Here is a 14,347-nt window from a genome sequence, read left to right as displayed (position 1 = left end):
CTCTTGTTAGTCGATGGCCAGAGTGGTGAGAAGGTGCTTCACGCGGGCGGCGATGTCGTCGCGGATCGCTTCGGCGCCGTCACGTGAGGCGAGCGCGGGATCTCCCACGACCCAGTCTTCGTAGCGCACGCCCGGAATGACCGGACACACGTCGCCACATCCCATCGTGATCACGACGTCCGCCGCGCGGACCGCATCATCGGTGAGTGGCTTTGGAAATGCTTCATCCGCGGGATTGCCACTATCGATCTCGGCGAGGAGCGAACGAACGTGCGGGTGCACGTCGGCCGCCGGCGCGGATCCTGCCGAGCGTGCGACGACTCTCCCCTTCGCGTACTGATTGACGAGGGCGGCCGCGAGCTGCGACCGACCCGCATTCGCGACACACACAAACAGCACCTGCGGCACGGAGGATGCAGGGTCTCGAGCCAGGTCCGCCAGGCGCTGCCGCGCGAACCGTTCGGTCAATGGGATCATGTGCTGCGTGAGTTTGGCCGAGCGGACAAGTCCGGCGTACGACTCGCGGACGATCGCGACAACGAGATCGCGGCCAAGCCCAGTGAGCTCGTTTGCGAGCTCGGAGGCGAGACGAGTCACTCGAGCGTCCATCGTGCGGAGCGCCTCTGCCCGGACGGCAGGATCCTCCTCATCGACCTGCGGCGCATCCGGCGTAAACGAATCGAGCAGCGACGTCACCGCGCTCTTTCGCGCCGGCGTGATCCGGTACCACACCCAGGTTCCGCGCCGCTCGGACAGCAGCAGTCCGGCGTCTCTGAGTGTTTTCAAGTGGTGGGAGACGGTCGGTTGAGATACGTCGGTGAGCTCGGCCAGGTCGCAGACACACGACTCGCCGCGAGGGTCAGTCGCGATGGCCGAGAGCATCCTCAAGCGCAACGGGTCAGCGATCGCCTTCAGTGTCCCGGCAACAGCGGTTGCCGCGGTGAGGCCCATCGCATGCTCGACCGCTGGCGCGCACACTTCTTCAACGGTTTCAGCGAACGGTGTCGTCATGATGTCCTCGATTCAGTGGCGTACGGATCGGTGTGGAACCACGCACGCGCTGCCCAGAGTGAAACGTAGACAAGTCCCACCAAGATCGGTACCTCAATCAGCGGCCCCACAACACCGGCGAGAGCTTGTCCACTTGCCGCGCCGAAGGTACCGATGGCGACCGCGATCGCCAGCTCAAAGTTGTTGCCGGCGGCGGTGAAGGCAAGTGCCGTAGAACGGGCATAGCCGAGTTCGAGGCCTTTCCCAAGGAGGAGACCGGCGAACCACATCAGAGCGAAGTAGACCAGCAACGGAAGCGCGATCCGTGCGACGTCGAGAGGGTTCGCAACGATTGCGTTTCCCTGCAAGGCGAACAGCAGCACGATCGTGAAGAGCAGTCCGTATAGTGCCCAGGGGCCGATCTTCGGGAGGAAGGTGCCCTCATACCAGTCGCGGCCCTTACGCTTCTCGCCGATCCAGCGGGAGGCGAAACCCGCGACAAGTGGCACACCAAGGAATACCAGCACGTTGAGCGCGATTTGCCAGACCGACACTTCGAGGCCTTGAGTGTCGAGTCCGAGCCAGCCGGGAAGCACCGTGAGATAGAACCAGCCGAGCAGCGCGAACGCGAATACCTGGAACACCGAGTTGATCGCGATCAGCACCGCTGTCGCCTCACGGTCGCCGCAGGCGAGGTCGTTCCAGATGACGACCATCGCGATGCAGCGAGCGAGCCCCACGATGATGAGACCGGTACGGTACTCGGGGAGATCTGGCAGGAACAGCCAGGCGAGCGCGAACATCACTGCAGGGCCGGCCACCCAGTTCAGCAGCAATGACGAGATAAGCAGGCGCTTGTCTCCCGTTACGGCCGCGACCTTGTCATATCGGACCTTTGCCAGGACCGGGTACATCATGACGAGCAGGCCGAGCCCGATCGGTATCGAGATACCACCGACCTCAAGACTTGCGAGGATCCCGGAGAGCGCAGGCACGAAGCGGCCCAGCAGGATCCCTGAGACCATCGCGAGGCCGATCCAGAGGGGCAGCCATTTGTCGAGCGTGGACATCCGCTTCGGGGCGAACCGAACCGGGGAGGATTTCAGTGCCGTGTTCACGAAAGCAGCTCCTCGATCTTGGCGGCGTAAACCGGCTTGGGATGCGCGCCAATCAGCACGTCGACCCGCTCCCCAGCGCGATAGAAACCGAGTGTCGGAATCGAGCTCACGCCAGCCGCTGTTACTGTCGCGGGGTTCGTGTCGGCGTCGACCTTCACGATCTTGATTCGGCCGGCGTATTCCTCGGCCAGCTGATCCAGGATTGGGGCGATCGCTTTGCAGGGCCCGCACCATGCGGCCCAAATGTCTACGATGACGGGCAGCGCAGACTCGAGCACCTCCCTTCTGAATGTGGCATCGGTGACGTGGATGATGCTCATGCGGAGGCCTCCAAGATCAATGACGCGGCACGGTCGGCCGTCGTGAGGTTTGAGAGATAGTGCTGCGCATCTTGCGCTGCGGCGCAACCGGTGCCCGCCGCGGTAATCGCCTGCCGGTAGGTGTGGTCTACCAAGTCACCCGCAGCGAACACGCCGGGCAGGTTGGTGCGAGTTGAGGGGTGGGCGACAAGAACGTAACCATCCGGATCAATGTCGACTTGCTCGGCTACAAGCTCAGAGCGGGGGTCGTGGCCAATTGCCACGAATAGGCCAGTGACTTCGAGCGTCCGATCTGCACCGGTAACAGTGTCGCGTAGCTTCAGGCCGGTGACTGATTCCTCACCGATGATGGCGGCAACTTCGCTATTCCAGGCGACGTCAATCTTGGGTTCTGCGAGCACTCGCTCGGCCATGATCTTCGAGGCACGGAACTCGTCGCGCCGGTGCACGAGCGTGACCTTCGCGGCGAAGCGCGTCAAGAACAGTGCCTCTTCCATCGCCGAGTCGCCACCGCCGATGACTGCGACGTGCTTGTCACGGAAGAAGAAGCCATCGCAGGTTGCGCACCAGGAAACGCCATGACCCGACAGTCGATCCTCATTGGGGAGCCCGAGCTTTCGATAGGCCGAGCCCATTGCGAGGACGACCGCAGGAGCTTGAAACACGTCCCCGCCGCCGGTGCGAATCGTCTTCACCGGCTCGTTGAGTTCAAGGCTCGTAGCGTCGTCGTAGAAGATTCGTGCGCCGAAGCGCTCGGCCTGCGCGTGCATCGATTCCATGAGGTCCGGTCCTTGCACGCCGTCGACGAAACCGGGGAAGTTCTCCACCTCCGTGGTCGTCATCAACGCACCGCCGGCGGTCACTGATCCAGCGAGAACGACCGGAGCGAGTCCTGCACGGGCGGCATACACCGCAGCGGTGTAGCCGGCAGGTCCGGACCCAACGATGACGAGTTCAACATTTTGTATCGACATGTGTCTATATTGACAATCATGGATGCAGATTGCAAATGAACAGTTCGCGACGCCTCTGCCGGGGAGCGGCCCGCTCCGGTTGCAGCGGCGGGTTCCTGCGGGTGGGCTACTGTGCGTCAGCGCCGACGTACGCCGCGAGGTGTTGCGCCGTCAGCGTTTCCTGCTCGCGCACGAGCTCCTGTGGCGTCCCAGAAAACACGATGTTGCCGCCGTCGTGGCCGGCCCCCGGCCCCAGGTCGATGATCCAGTCGGCGTGCGCCATGACCGCCTGGTGGTGTTCGACGACGATGACGCTCTTGCCGGATTCCACGAGGCGGTCCAGCACGCCGAGCAATTGTTCGACATCAGCGAGGTGCAGGCCGGTCGTTGGCTCGTCGAGCACGAAGATCCCGCCGGCCTCACCGAGGTGGGTCGCGAGCTTTAAACGCTGACGTTCACCGCCGGACAACGTCGTGAGCGGCTGCCCGATCGTCAGATATCCGAGCCCGACGTCGGCGAGCCTGGCGAGGACCTTGTGGGCGGCGGGAATGCGCGACTCCCCCTCAGCGAAAAACTTCTCCGCGTCTGCGACAGACAGTGACAGCACCTCACTGATGTTGAGCTCCCCCAGCCGATAGTCGAGCACCTCGGCCTGGAACCGCTTCCCGCCGCACTCCTCGCAGACCGACGCGACGCCGGCCATCATGGCGAGGTCGGTGTAGATGACGCCGGCGCCGGAACACGCCGGGCACGCACCCTCCGAGTTCGCGCTAAAGAGTGCCGGACGCACGCTATTTGCCTTTGCGAAGGCCTTGCGGATGGGCTCGAGCATGCCAGTGTACGTCGCCGGGTTGCTCCGCCGGGAGCCCTTGATCGCACTCTGGTCAATCAGCACGACATCGTCTCGGCCGGCGATCGATCCATTGATCAATGAGCTCTTTCCCGAGCCCGCGACGCCGGTGAGTACGGTCAGGATGCCGAGTGGAATATCGACGTCCACATCCTTGAGGTTGTGCGTGTCTGCGCCGCGGACTTCCAGGGCACCGACTGGCGTGCGGGTCACGGTCTTGAGGGTCGCTCGATCATCGAGATGGCGGCCGGTGAGGGTTCCGCTTGAGCGGAGTCCATCGACGCTTCCTTCGTAAACGATCTCTCCCCCGGCGGTCCCGGCCCGTGGCCCCAGGTCGACGACATGATCCGCAATCACGATCACTTCGGGCTTGTGCTCGACGACGATCACCGTATTGCCCTTGTCACGAAGCCGCAGGAGGAGGCCGTTCATGCGCGAGATATCGTGCGGGTGTAGACCAATCGTCGGTTCGTCAAAGACGTACGTCACGTCGGTGAGCGACGATCCCAGGTGGCGGATCATCTTGGTGCGCTGCGCTTCTCCCCCGGACAGCGTGCCCGACGGGCGATCGAGGCTCAGGTAGCCCAGGCCGATCTCTACGAACGAATCAAGGGTCGCGGACAGTGCCTCAAGTAGCGGTGCGACGGACGGCTCATCGAGCCCGCGAATCCATCCCGCGAGGTCGCTGACCTGCATCGCGCACGCGTCAGCGATGCTGACCTCCCCGATCTTGGAGTTGCGTGTCGCCTCGGCGAGTCGAGTCCCGGCGCACTCCGGGCAGGTCGTGAAGGTGATTGCCCGCTCGACGAACGCGCGCACGTGCGGTTGCAGTGACTCGACGTCCTTGCTCAGCATGGACTTCTGCATCTTCGGGATGATGCCCTCGAAGGTCACGTTGATTCCGTCGACCTTGATCTTGGACGGCTCCTTGTAGAGCAGGTCGTGTAGCTGCTTCTTGGAGAAGTCTCGAATGGGCCTGTCCATCGGGAAAAAGCCTGATCCCGAGAAAATACGTCCGTACCAGCCATCCATGCTGTACCCGGGAATGCGTAGCGCGCCCTCGCTGAGGGACTTGCTGTCGTCGAAAAGCGCGGTGAGGTCGAAATCGGTGACCGAGCCCATGCCTTCACAGCGCGGGCACATGCCTCCGGTGCGGTTGTACGTTGTCTTGACGGCCTGCGATTTTCCCTCGCCCTTGTCGACCGTGATCGCCCCCGAGGCGCGCACGCTGGGGACATTGAACGAATAGGCCTGGGCAGACCCGAGTGGCGGCTTCGCTAGACGACTAAAGATGATGCGGAGCATTGCGTTGACGTCGGTGACTGTTCCGAGAGTCGACCGCGGGTTCGAGCCAATACGTTCTTGGTCGACGATAATCGCGGTCGTCAGCCCCTCAAGCAGGTCGACGTCGGGCCGCGACAGGGTGGGCATGAAGCCTGGGTCTGATGCAGGAACTGGTGACAGTTCTAGTTAGGCCGCGAGGGCCAGGTCGTTGTTCATGATGGTCTCGAACTCGATCGGCGTCAAACGGCCCAGACGGACCTGGCGACGCCTGCGGTGATAGGTCCGCTCGATCCAGGTCACGATCGCGATGCGTAGCTGTTCGCGCGTGGCCCAGGAACGTCGGTTCAGGACGTTTTTCTGCAGCAGGCTGAAGAACGATTCCATTGCCGCGTTGTCGCCGCAGGAAGCGACTCTGCCCATCGATCCGACGAGATTATGGACGGCAAGTTCGCGGCGCAGTTTCCTGCTTCGGAATTGCGATCCTCTGTCTGAATGGACGATACAGCCGTTCACGTTTCCGCGCATCCGGACGGCGTTGCGGACAGCTCGGACCGCGAGTGATGCCTTCATTCTCGAGTCGATCGAGTAACCCACGATCCGACCGCTGAAGGCGTCTTTGACCGCGCAAAGATAGAGCCGACCTTCGCTCGTTTTGTGTTCCGTAATGTCGGTCAGCCAGAGCTGGTTCGGCCGGGACGCCACGAACCGGTGACGCTCACGCCCGTGCTCGTCGATGACGACGCAGAGATCGTCGTGAACGGCGGGGCCAGACTTCTTGCCGTTCTTGCTCCGCTTCTTCCCGAACACACTCCACCAGCCATTCGATGATGCGATCCGCCACGCGGTCCGATCCGACATCGCCTGGCCCTCCTCGCGGGCCTCGTCGGCGAGGAGCCGATACCCGAACTCCGGGTCGTCGCGGTGCGCGTCGAACAGCGCGTTCGCCCGATACGCCTCCTCGAGCTCCCGGCTTGTCACAGGATCACGTAGCCAGCGGTAGTAGGGCTGGCGAGCGAGCTTCAAGACCCGGCACGACACCACGACAGGGATTCCGTCGGCGGCGAGCTCGCTCACGAGCGGGTACATCATTTTCCCGGCAGATGAGCCTGGGACAGATACGCGGTCGCGCGACGCAGCACCTCGACCTCCTGCTCGAGGAGGCGATTGCGCTTACGGAGCTCGCGCAGCTCGGCGGAATCCTGCTTCGTCTCACCCGGCTGTTCGCCGGCTTCGATGCGGGCTTGACGCATCCACTTGTCGAGAGTTCCGACATGGACGCCGAAGTCCTTCGCGATCTGCGCGAGGGAGACGTCTGGGTCGCGGTTCTGCGCGACCCGGACGACGTCGTCGCGGAACTCCTTGGGGAACGGCTTGGGCATGATGACATCCTTCCAGGCCAGCCCTCTCGGCTAGCCATGTTTGATGTCACCAGTTCCTGCATCAGACCCCCTTGCACGAACGCGCTATACGTCTCGTTGATCATGCGCTGAGACTCCGCCGCGATGGTTCCGAACACCAGCGAACTCTTGCCCGAGCCAGAGACTCCGGTAAACACCGTCAGCCGGCGCTTCGGGATCTGGACGCTCACGTTTTTGAGGTTGTTCGTCCGTGCACCGACGACCCGAATGAGGTCGTGCCGATCAGCTGCGTGGGAGGAATCGGGGGTGCCTGCGCCGGTGGTAGCCATAGTGGCTAGCTTACGGCTGTGCGTCCCAGCATGAGGAAGGAACGTGCCACCAGGAGGGAGCCGCCGGCCCCAGCAACCTCGCCCGCGAGCAGCAGCAATTGCGAACGCTCGAGCCCTGATGGCGTCACAAACAAGGCAATGCCGACGAGGAGCAGACCGCCCAGCAGTGCGAGACCGCCAAACGTGACCAGGAACAGGCTGGCGACTCCAGAAGCCGGCCGGGTGGCTGCCGCTCGGGGCGCGAGAAGCGTTGCCACGGCGAACACTGCGATTGTCAGCGCGAGTGCGCCGATAATATCGCTGGGTCGGTGCCAGCCATAGGCCAGCAACTGCCACGAGGCGGCTGAGAGTACGAACGCCCCGATTACGGCTACTAGGCCCCGAAGGCGGGTCGGCACGGCGAGAATGAGCCCGCCGAGCAGTGCCGCGAAAACGGTCATGTGCCCGCTGGGGAATGTATTCGGAGCGTCGAGCTCAAACAGGCCGGGTCGGTCGAGAACGCGCAGCTTCAGGATCTGGGATGCGAGGATCGCCGCACCCGGCGCAAGGGTGGCGAGTGCCGCGCGACGCATGCCATGTGCCGCCAGCGCGACTCCACCGACGAGGATGAGCGCAACCAGCGCTGCCGGCGCTGACACGAGGTTCAGCGGCGCAGGCGGGTCGGTCGAGAACGTTGCGGCGCCGAGCGCGCTCGCCTCGGCTGCCTGGCCGATCGTGCTCTGCACCGCGAGCACGTACGCGCCCGCTCCCCCGATGCCGGCAACCAACGCGACGGCGAACGCGCGTACGCGAACTCGTCGGCTGCTCGAAGGCGCCAGCGTTGTGCTCACTCGGGGCACCCTTCAGGTTCTGTGGTCATCGAGTTTCGAGCGTAGCGCTGGCGCATGTTCTCGCCCTGAGTGCGGACTTGGAGCTCGCTCCGAACCACCCAGGTAACGATTTGGCTACGCAGAAAACCCCTGATCGGAGCGTCGTCTCTCCGAAAATTCCGCGGAAATCCGGAGTTCTCACTTTGCTCCCCGACAGGCCAGTTGTTAGCGTGGGGCGTGGCTTCACCGCCACACCACCAGTCCGCGACACTGCGCCGATGTTGACATCGGAACGCGTCGTATGGGCGCAATGGACGAACCAGCTCCCATAGCCGGTTCTGCCGTGCAAGTGGAATCCGGATGACCATGCGCGAGATCCGTGCATCCCGGATGACCCGCACAGCGAGTTCCCGTTGCTCCCCGGGCGAAACACTGCAGCAAGGCCTCGTTTGGCGTTCTTGCTAAGGAAAACACGTGACCCTGGATACCCATGCCCAGGCGGGCACAAGTACCGCCATTTCTGCACCACCCACTCCAATCGATGAGCTCGGTCAACCGATTCCGGCCGTAGCAGTCACCGGACTCTTCAAAGTCTTCGGGAAGCGCCCGAAGGAAGCGGTCCGGCGCCTGCGCACCGGTGTCGCCCGAGAGGATCTCGGCGCTCTCGGTACTGCCGCGGTCATCGACGCATCGTTCTCCGTCAAACCGGGCGAGATATTCGTCGTGATGGGTCTGAGCGGATCAGGGAAATCCACCCTCATTCGAACGCTGAACGGGCTGAATGAATCGAGCGCTGGTTCCATTCGAGTGTTCGGAACCGAGGTTGTCGGCCTCGGCGCCCGCGAGCTGCGGGAACTCCGCCAGCAGCGCGTCTCGATGGTCTTTCAACACTTCGCCCTGCTCCCCCACCGCACGGTCCTCGACAACGCCGCATACGCCCTCGAGGTGCAAGGGGTGGCGCTCGCCGAGCGCCACGATCGTGCGCGTCGCGTCATTGAGCGCGTGGGCCTGTCCGGTTGGGAAGATCACCTCCCCGGCGAACTGTCCGGTGGAATGCGTCAGCGCGTTGGCCTCGCGCGGGCCCTCACCGCCGACACCGACATCCTGCTGATGGACGAGGCGTTCTCCGCGCTTGACCCGCTCATTCGCCGCGAAATGCAAGAGCAGCTCGTCGAACTGCAGCAGGAGCTGGGAAAGACGATTATCTTCATCACCCACGACCTCAACGAGGCAATGTTTCTCGGTGATCGCATCGCAGTCATGCGCGACGGACGCATTGTGCAAGTGGGAACTCCGAACGATATTCTGACCGATCCTGCCAACGACTACGTTGCTCAGTTTGTGCAGGACGTCGATCGCGCACGCGTGCTGACCGCTGGGGACGTGATGGAACCGCCTCGCGCCGTGGTGCCCGCGACTGCCGGCCCACGGGCCGCGCTTCGAATTATGCGCGACCTCCAGACCTCAGCGTGCTTCGTCACGAGCGGGCGCCGGCTCGTCGGCGTCGTTCGCGATAGCGACATGCTGCGGCAGGTGCGCGAGGGCGAGGCCGGCCACATGCGGCTCGTTCGAAAGGCGCCAGCGGTCGTCAGCCCCGGCGACTTCCTCGCAGAACTGTTTGAGCTTGCGGCCGAGAATTCGCTGCCGGTCGCCGTTGTTGACGAGGACGGACGTTTCGTCGGGGTGATCCCCCGCGTCACGTTGCTCGCCTCCCTCGCGAACGTATCCACGCACACGAGCGAAATCGACATCGTCGAACCCGCGGCGACGATCTCGCCTGCCATCATCACCGAGACACTGCGAGAAACCGAAGCGCAGATGCTGACGCCGCTCGAGGGAGACGCACGATGAATGACTTCCGAATTCCGCTCGGTACCTGGGCAGAGACCGCGATCGATGCCGTCATCGACTTCGCTCAGCCATTCTTCACACTGCTGCGCACGATATTCCTGGGCATCTACGATGCCGTCGCGTGGGTGCTCCTGAATCCGCCGTTCTGGGCAGTCTTGCTCGTGCTCGTCGCGTTGGCCTTCTTCCTCAGGGGATGGAAGTTCGCGCTCGGCACCGCCCTGAGCTTCGCGCTTATTGTGGGCGTCGGGCAGTGGGAGAACGCGATGGCAACGCTCGCCCTCGTACTGGTCGCAAGCGGCATAGCCGTGCTGATCAGCGTGCCGCTCGGCATTCTGGCTGCCCGAAACGACGTCGCCTCTCGCATCATCCGGCCGATCCTGGACTTTCTGCAGACCATGCCGGCATTTGTGTACCTCATCCCCGCGCTCATCCTCTTCCGAGTCGGCGTGGTCCCCGGCATCGTGGCGACGGTTCTGTTCGCGATGGCGCCCGGCGTTCGATTCACCGAGCTCGGCATTCGAGGGGTCGACCGTGAGGTCGTCGAAGCTGGCACGGCGTTCGGCGCGAGTTCTGGCAGGATCCTGCGCCAGATTCAGTTCCCACTGGCGTTGCCCAGCATCATGGCGGGGATCAACCAGGTCATCATGCTTGCGCTGTCGATGGTCGTCATCGCCGGCATGGTCGGTGCGGGCGGCCTGGGCGGAGATATCGTGCGCAGCCTCACGAGCCTGAACGTCGGGCTGGGCTTTGAAGCCGGACTCTCCGTCGTGATCTTGGCCATAGTCCTTGATCGCATGACGGCGTCGCTGGGCGATCGAGTCGGCAACATCAGCCGACGTGCGCCAGTCAAGCCGCCCGCTGCGAACGCAGTAGCCACGACCACCACAGCCTGAAATCCACACTGAAAGGAACAGAATGAAAATCACGAAGTTCACGAAGTTTGCCGCGATTGGCGCCATCGGCGCGCTGGCGATGACCGGTTGTGCGGCGGCTGCGCCCACCGGAGCCCAAGACCAGGCTGAGCCCATCAAGATCGCCGTCTTCAACGGCTGGGACGAGGGCGTCGCCGTCAGTGAGTTGTGGAAGGCGGTGCTTGAGGAGAAAGGCATTCCCGTCGAGCTTGAGTACGCCGATGCTGCCCCCGTCTTCGAGGGCCTCTCAACCGGCGACTACGACGTCACGATGGACGTCTGGCTGCCGCTCACCCACGCAGACTATCTCGAGCGGTACGGCGATGACATCGAGAAGATCGGCGTCTGGAACGACGAAGCCGCGCTCACGATCGCGGTGAACGAGGACTCCCCGATCACCTCGCTCGAGGAGCTCGCTGCCAACGCGAAGACGTTCGGCAACCGGATCGTGGGGATCGAACCGGGTGCGGGCCTCACGACCGCGACGCAGGAATCGGTTATTCCTCAGTACGGCCTCGAGGATATGGAGTACGTCACTTCGTCGACGCCGGCCATGCTGAGCGAGCTCAAGGCCGCGACGAAGAACAACGAGGACATTGTCGTGACACTGTGGCGCCCGCACTGGGCCTACGACGCGTTCCCGATGCGTGACCTCGAAGACCCGAAGGGTGCACTCGGCGACGCTGAGGAGCTGAACATCTTCGGCAGCAGCGCCTTCTCGGCCGACCACCCGGAGGTGGCGGGGTGGTTGGAAGGCTTCACCATGGACTCGGAGCTACTCTTCTCGCTCGAGAACGCCATGTTCAACGAGGCTGATACCGACAACTACGGCGAGATCGTTGCGACCTGGATCAGCGAGAACCGCGAGTGGGTTGACACCCTGACTCCGTAGTCAGCTCGCGGCATTCGCCGCGGTGCGCTGTGGACCGGCGCCGGGGACGAGAGTCACCGGTGCCGGTTTCGTGCACCCGCCTGCACGCCCCAGAGCACGACTGCCGCGGCGGTCGCGACGTTCAACGAATCGACGCCGTGTGCCATCGGGATCGTCACGACCGTGTCCGCGGCCGCGAGCGCGCGCGGGCTGAGCCCCTGCCCCTCGGTGCCAAAGAGCAGCGCAAGTCGCTCAGGGCTGTCGTTCACAAAATCGGCGAGGTCCACGGCGTCATCGCTCAAGGCAAGCGCCGCGACCGTGTATCCAGCGTCTCGTAGCAGCGGACTCGCCTCGTTCCACAAGGGCAGGCGCGCCCACGGCACCTGCAGCACCGCGCCCATCGAGACGCGAATGGACCGGCGATACAGCGGATCGGCGCAGCGCGGGCTGAGCAGCACGGCGTCCGCGCCCAGGGCAGCGACGGAGCGAAAAATCGCGCCAACATTGGTGTGATCGACGAGGTCCTCGAGAATCACCACGCGCCGAGACGAGGCGAGAAGATCCGCCACTGAACGCTCGTCTGGACGGTGCATCGAGGCGAGCGCCCCGCGGTGCATATGAAACCCGGTGAGCTCCTCGAGCTGCGCGGACTCCCCTACGAACACCGGGACATCGGGGAACGCCTCGAGCAAGGGTGCGACCTGCGGAATCCACTCTTCGAGCAGGAGGAGCGACCTCGGCTGGTGCCCCGCCCTGAGCGCCCGCTCAATGACCTTCGGCGACTCCGCGAGGTACAGGCCCTCCGCGGGTTCGCGCACGCGGCGCAGCTTGACGTCGGTGAGGCTCGTGTAGTCGGCCAGCTCTGGGCGGTGCAGGTCGGCGATGCGCTCGATTCTCATACAGCGGCCTCGTGCGTCTCAGTTGCAGCATCGGGCTGGGCAGGATCCGCCTGAGCCATGAATTCCGTGACCCACTCCGCTGCGTCTCCTACTGCCTCGTAATGGACGAGGTGTCCGACTCCGGGAGAGATCTTGAGCTCAGCCCCGGGGACCCGTCGTTGCAGCTCGAGCTGCGCGCGAAGTGGGGTGAGATCGTCCCGGTCACCCGTGATGAGCAACGTGGGCATGGTGAATGCGTCGGAAAACTCGCCGACCGTATGCGAGACGGAGGCGCGAAAGGCCTCGAGCAGCGTGCGCTTGTCAGAAAACTCGCTGAAATACTGATTGTGCTGCTCGTGAATCCAGTTGCGCAGCTCGGGATCTCGGGTCTTCGCCATGGTTTCGCTCATCACACGGACCATCAGGCGGTTGGCGAGGAGGGCATGCCCCGCGCGCTCGGGAAGCGCGTCGCCGAGCCGGTAGTACGCGATCGCGCCCTGGGTGAGGATCCTGCGTGGCCCCTCGAGGGCCGGCGTAGAAATTGGGTTGATCAGGATGAGCCGGCGCGGGGCGAGGCCGCTCGCGACTGCGGCGGACACGACGAGCGACCCGAAGGAGTGGCCCAGTACCGAACTTCCCTCAGGCGCGACTGCGTCAGAGAACGCGCGTAGCCACTCCGCGTAGGTCTCGAGCGTGTGCTCGCGTCCGGGAAGCGCTGGGCTGCGCCCGAAACCGGGAAGGTCGGGGACGATGACGCGCGCGCCCCGCAGGCGCTCGGCGATCCCCTGGAGCCCGTGATGATCGCCGCGGAAACCGTGCACGAGCACGAGCGGTTCCCCCGCTGGTTCGCCATACTCCCAAGCGAAGGTGGGGGCGCCGAGGACGTCGATCTCAATCTCGCGGGGGCTACTCACTCGCCGATTCTATCGAGGAGCGTCGCGCCGCGGCTGTGGGCGCCCCGGTGCTGTGGGCGGTGCCGGATAGCATCGAAGTATGTTGAAAGGAACGCGATGACCGCGAAGCTGCCCCTGTGGGCCGAACGATTGGCCGTATTCGACACCGAGACGACCGGGATCTCTCCCGAGCACTCCCGAGTGGTCAGCGCGACGGTGGCGCTTTTGGGTGCAAATGGCGAAGTGCTTGAGCGCTACGACTGGCTGCTTGACCCGGGAGTAGATATTCCCGCGAGCGCGGCCGAAATCCACGGCATCACGACCGAGGTCGCGCGTGCCAACGGCACCGATGCAGCGGTGGGAATCGCCCAGATCGTGGCCCAGCTTGCCTCGATGGGTGAACGCGGTTTCCCGATTGTCGCGTACAACGCCCCGTTTGACCTCACGCTGGTGCGCGCCGAGGCCGCGCGTCACAGCGTCGCCTGGCCGGCGGCCCTCGCCCCGGTGCTTGATCCCCTCGTGATCGACAAGCAGGTCGATCGATACCGCAAGGGAAAGCGTACGTTGACGGCCGCCGCGGAGCACTACGGCGTGTCGCTCGAGGCTGCGCACGACGCGGGAGAGGACGCAATTGCCGCGGGGCGGGTGCTCCAAGCCATCGCTACCCGCTATGCCGCGGACCTCCCCGAAGAGCTCACCGCGCTCCACGACGCGCAGGTGACGTGGGCCGCCACGCAGGCGGCCGGGCTGCAGGAATACCTGCGGCGGGTGAAAGATCCAGCGGCGGTGGTCGAGGGCGGCTGGCCTCTTCGTTAAGGGAAGGTCGGCGGCCGGGCGGACGTCGCCTGGCCGCCGCGGGGTTGGCGATTCTCCCCTGTCGTACCGAGCCTCGAAAGCAACAAACGGGCGGCCCCCGAAGGGAACCGCCCGTT

General features: G+C 64.2%; 12 protein-coding genes and 2 pseudogenes. 4 read left to right on the top strand and 10 right to left on the bottom strand.

Annotated features, from left to right (window positions below):
- Positions 1-6: 6 nt before the first annotated feature.
- The 8 genes and pseudogenes from JW030_RS06635 to JW030_RS06605 all read right to left on the bottom strand — a co-directional run bounded on the left by JW030_RS06635 (position 7) and on the right by JW030_RS06605 (position 8,032).
- Positions 7-1,011 carry a metalloregulator ArsR/SmtB family transcription factor gene (locus JW030_RS06635; RefSeq protein ID WP_241095594.1) on the bottom strand — a complete coding sequence of 335 codons (1,005 nt, stop codon included), beginning with the start codon at positions 1,009-1,011 and terminating at the stop codon, positions 7-9.
- Positions 1,008-2,060 carry an ACR3 family arsenite efflux transporter gene (gene arsB / locus JW030_RS06630; protein ID WP_188046563.1) on the bottom strand — a complete coding sequence of 351 codons (1,053 nt, stop codon included), beginning with the start codon at positions 2,058-2,060 and terminating at the stop codon, positions 1,008-1,010. The genes JW030_RS06635 and arsB overlap by 4 nt, the downstream gene beginning before the upstream one ends.
- Before the next feature lie 44 nt (positions 2,061-2,104).
- On the bottom strand, positions 2,105-2,428 hold the full coding sequence (gene trxA, locus JW030_RS06625; protein WP_188046503.1) for a thioredoxin: 324 nt from the start codon (positions 2,426-2,428) through the stop codon (positions 2,105-2,107).
- Positions 2,425-3,402, bottom strand: a complete 978-nt coding sequence (gene trxB / locus JW030_RS06620) for a thioredoxin-disulfide reductase (protein WP_188046502.1) — start codon at positions 3,400-3,402, stop codon at positions 2,425-2,427. Before trxB ends, trxA begins: the two co-directional genes overlap by 4 nt.
- Before the next feature lie 106 nt (positions 3,403-3,508).
- A pseudogene (locus JW030_RS06615) lies at positions 3,509-5,668 on the bottom strand (ATP-binding cassette domain-containing protein); the annotation flags it as partial.
- A 33-nt stretch (positions 5,669-5,701) separates the two neighbouring features.
- Positions 5,702-6,894, bottom strand: a protein-coding gene (locus JW030_RS06610) for an IS3 family transposase (RefSeq protein WP_188046809.1) whose coding sequence is annotated in 2 segments (ribosomal slippage) — positions 5,702-6,607 and positions 6,610-6,894 — 1,191 coding nt in all. Because the reading frame shifts where the segments join, the coding sequence is not laid out codon by codon here.
- 55 nt (positions 6,895-6,949) lie between these two features.
- Positions 6,950-7,202 (bottom strand): annotated as a pseudogene (locus JW030_RS13515) (excinuclease ABC subunit UvrA); the annotation flags it as partial.
- 5 nt (positions 7,203-7,207) lie between these two features.
- The gene (locus JW030_RS06605) at positions 7,208-8,032 is read right to left on the bottom strand and encodes a phosphatase PAP2 family protein (protein WP_241095593.1); all 825 of its coding nucleotides are present in this window, start codon (positions 8,030-8,032) and stop codon (positions 7,208-7,210) included.
- A 495-nt stretch (positions 8,033-8,527) separates the two neighbouring features.
- Here JW030_RS06605 and JW030_RS06600 point away from each other — a divergent pair, with 495 nt between their 5' ends.
- Genes JW030_RS06600 through JW030_RS06590 form a run of 3 tightly spaced genes read left to right on the top strand, consistent with a single transcriptional unit; the run spans position 8,528 to position 11,665 of the window.
- A complete protein-coding gene (locus JW030_RS06600) occupies positions 8,528-9,862 on the top strand; it encodes a glycine betaine/L-proline ABC transporter ATP-binding protein (protein WP_370566926.1) in 1,335 nt (444 codons plus the stop codon).
- Positions 9,859-10,755, top strand: a complete 897-nt coding sequence (locus JW030_RS06595; protein ID WP_188044748.1) for a proline/glycine betaine ABC transporter permease — start codon at positions 9,859-9,861, stop codon at positions 10,753-10,755. The genes JW030_RS06600 and JW030_RS06595 overlap by 4 nt, the downstream gene beginning before the upstream one ends.
- A gap of 22 nt (positions 10,756-10,777) precedes the next feature.
- Positions 10,778-11,665 (top strand): glycine betaine ABC transporter substrate-binding protein, encoded by an 888-nt coding sequence (locus JW030_RS06590; protein WP_188044749.1) that lies wholly within the window; start codon positions 10,778-10,780, stop codon positions 11,663-11,665.
- A 53-nt stretch (positions 11,666-11,718) separates the two neighbouring features.
- Here the strand turns inward: JW030_RS06590 and JW030_RS06585 are convergent, their stop codons facing one another.
- Positions 11,719-12,543, bottom strand: a complete 825-nt coding sequence (locus tag JW030_RS06585; RefSeq protein ID WP_188044750.1) for an RNA methyltransferase — start codon at positions 12,541-12,543, stop codon at positions 11,719-11,721.
- Positions 12,540-13,436 (bottom strand): alpha/beta fold hydrolase, encoded by an 897-nt coding sequence (locus JW030_RS06580; protein ID WP_241095592.1) that lies wholly within the window; start codon positions 13,434-13,436, stop codon positions 12,540-12,542. The genes JW030_RS06585 and JW030_RS06580 overlap by 4 nt, the downstream gene beginning before the upstream one ends.
- Positions 13,437-13,532: 96 nt before the next feature.
- Between JW030_RS06580 and JW030_RS06575 the strand changes: the two genes are divergently transcribed.
- Entirely contained in the window at positions 13,533-14,231 is a 699-nt protein-coding gene (locus JW030_RS06575; protein WP_188044751.1) for an exonuclease domain-containing protein, read from the top strand.
- The last annotated feature ends 116 nt before the right edge of the window (positions 14,232-14,347 follow it).

This window comes from Leucobacter sp. CX169 (genome assembly GCF_017161405.1).
Taxonomy (GTDB): domain Bacteria; phylum Actinomycetota; class Actinomycetes; order Actinomycetales; family Microbacteriaceae; genus Cx-87.
This window is presented reverse-complemented; position numbering and strand designations above follow the sequence as displayed.

Coding starts and splice junctions, on each gene's coding strand:
- JW030_RS06635 (WP_241095594.1), bottom strand. CDS start 1,011: ATGACGACACCGTTCGCTGAAACCGTTGAAGAAGTGTGCGCGCCAGCG.
- arsB (WP_188046563.1), bottom strand. CDS start 2,060: ATGTCCACGCTCGACAAATGGCTGCCCCTCTGGATCGGCCTCGCGATG.
- trxA (WP_188046503.1), bottom strand. CDS start 2,428: ATGAGCATCATCCACGTCACCGATGCCACATTCAGAAGGGAGGTGCTC.
- trxB (WP_188046502.1), bottom strand. CDS start 3,402: ATGTCGATACAAAATGTTGAACTCGTCATCGTTGGGTCCGGACCTGCC.
- JW030_RS06595 (WP_188044748.1), top strand. CDS start 9,859: ATGAATGACTTCCGAATTCCGCTCGGTACCTGGGCAGAGACCGCGATC.
- JW030_RS06590 (WP_188044749.1), top strand. CDS start 10,778: ATGAAAATCACGAAGTTCACGAAGTTTGCCGCGATTGGCGCCATCGGC.
- JW030_RS06585 (WP_188044750.1), bottom strand. CDS start 12,543: ATGAGAATCGAGCGCATCGCCGACCTGCACCGCCCAGAGCTGGCCGAC.
- JW030_RS06575 (WP_188044751.1), top strand. CDS start 13,533: ATGACCGCGAAGCTGCCCCTGTGGGCCGAACGATTGGCCGTATTCGAC.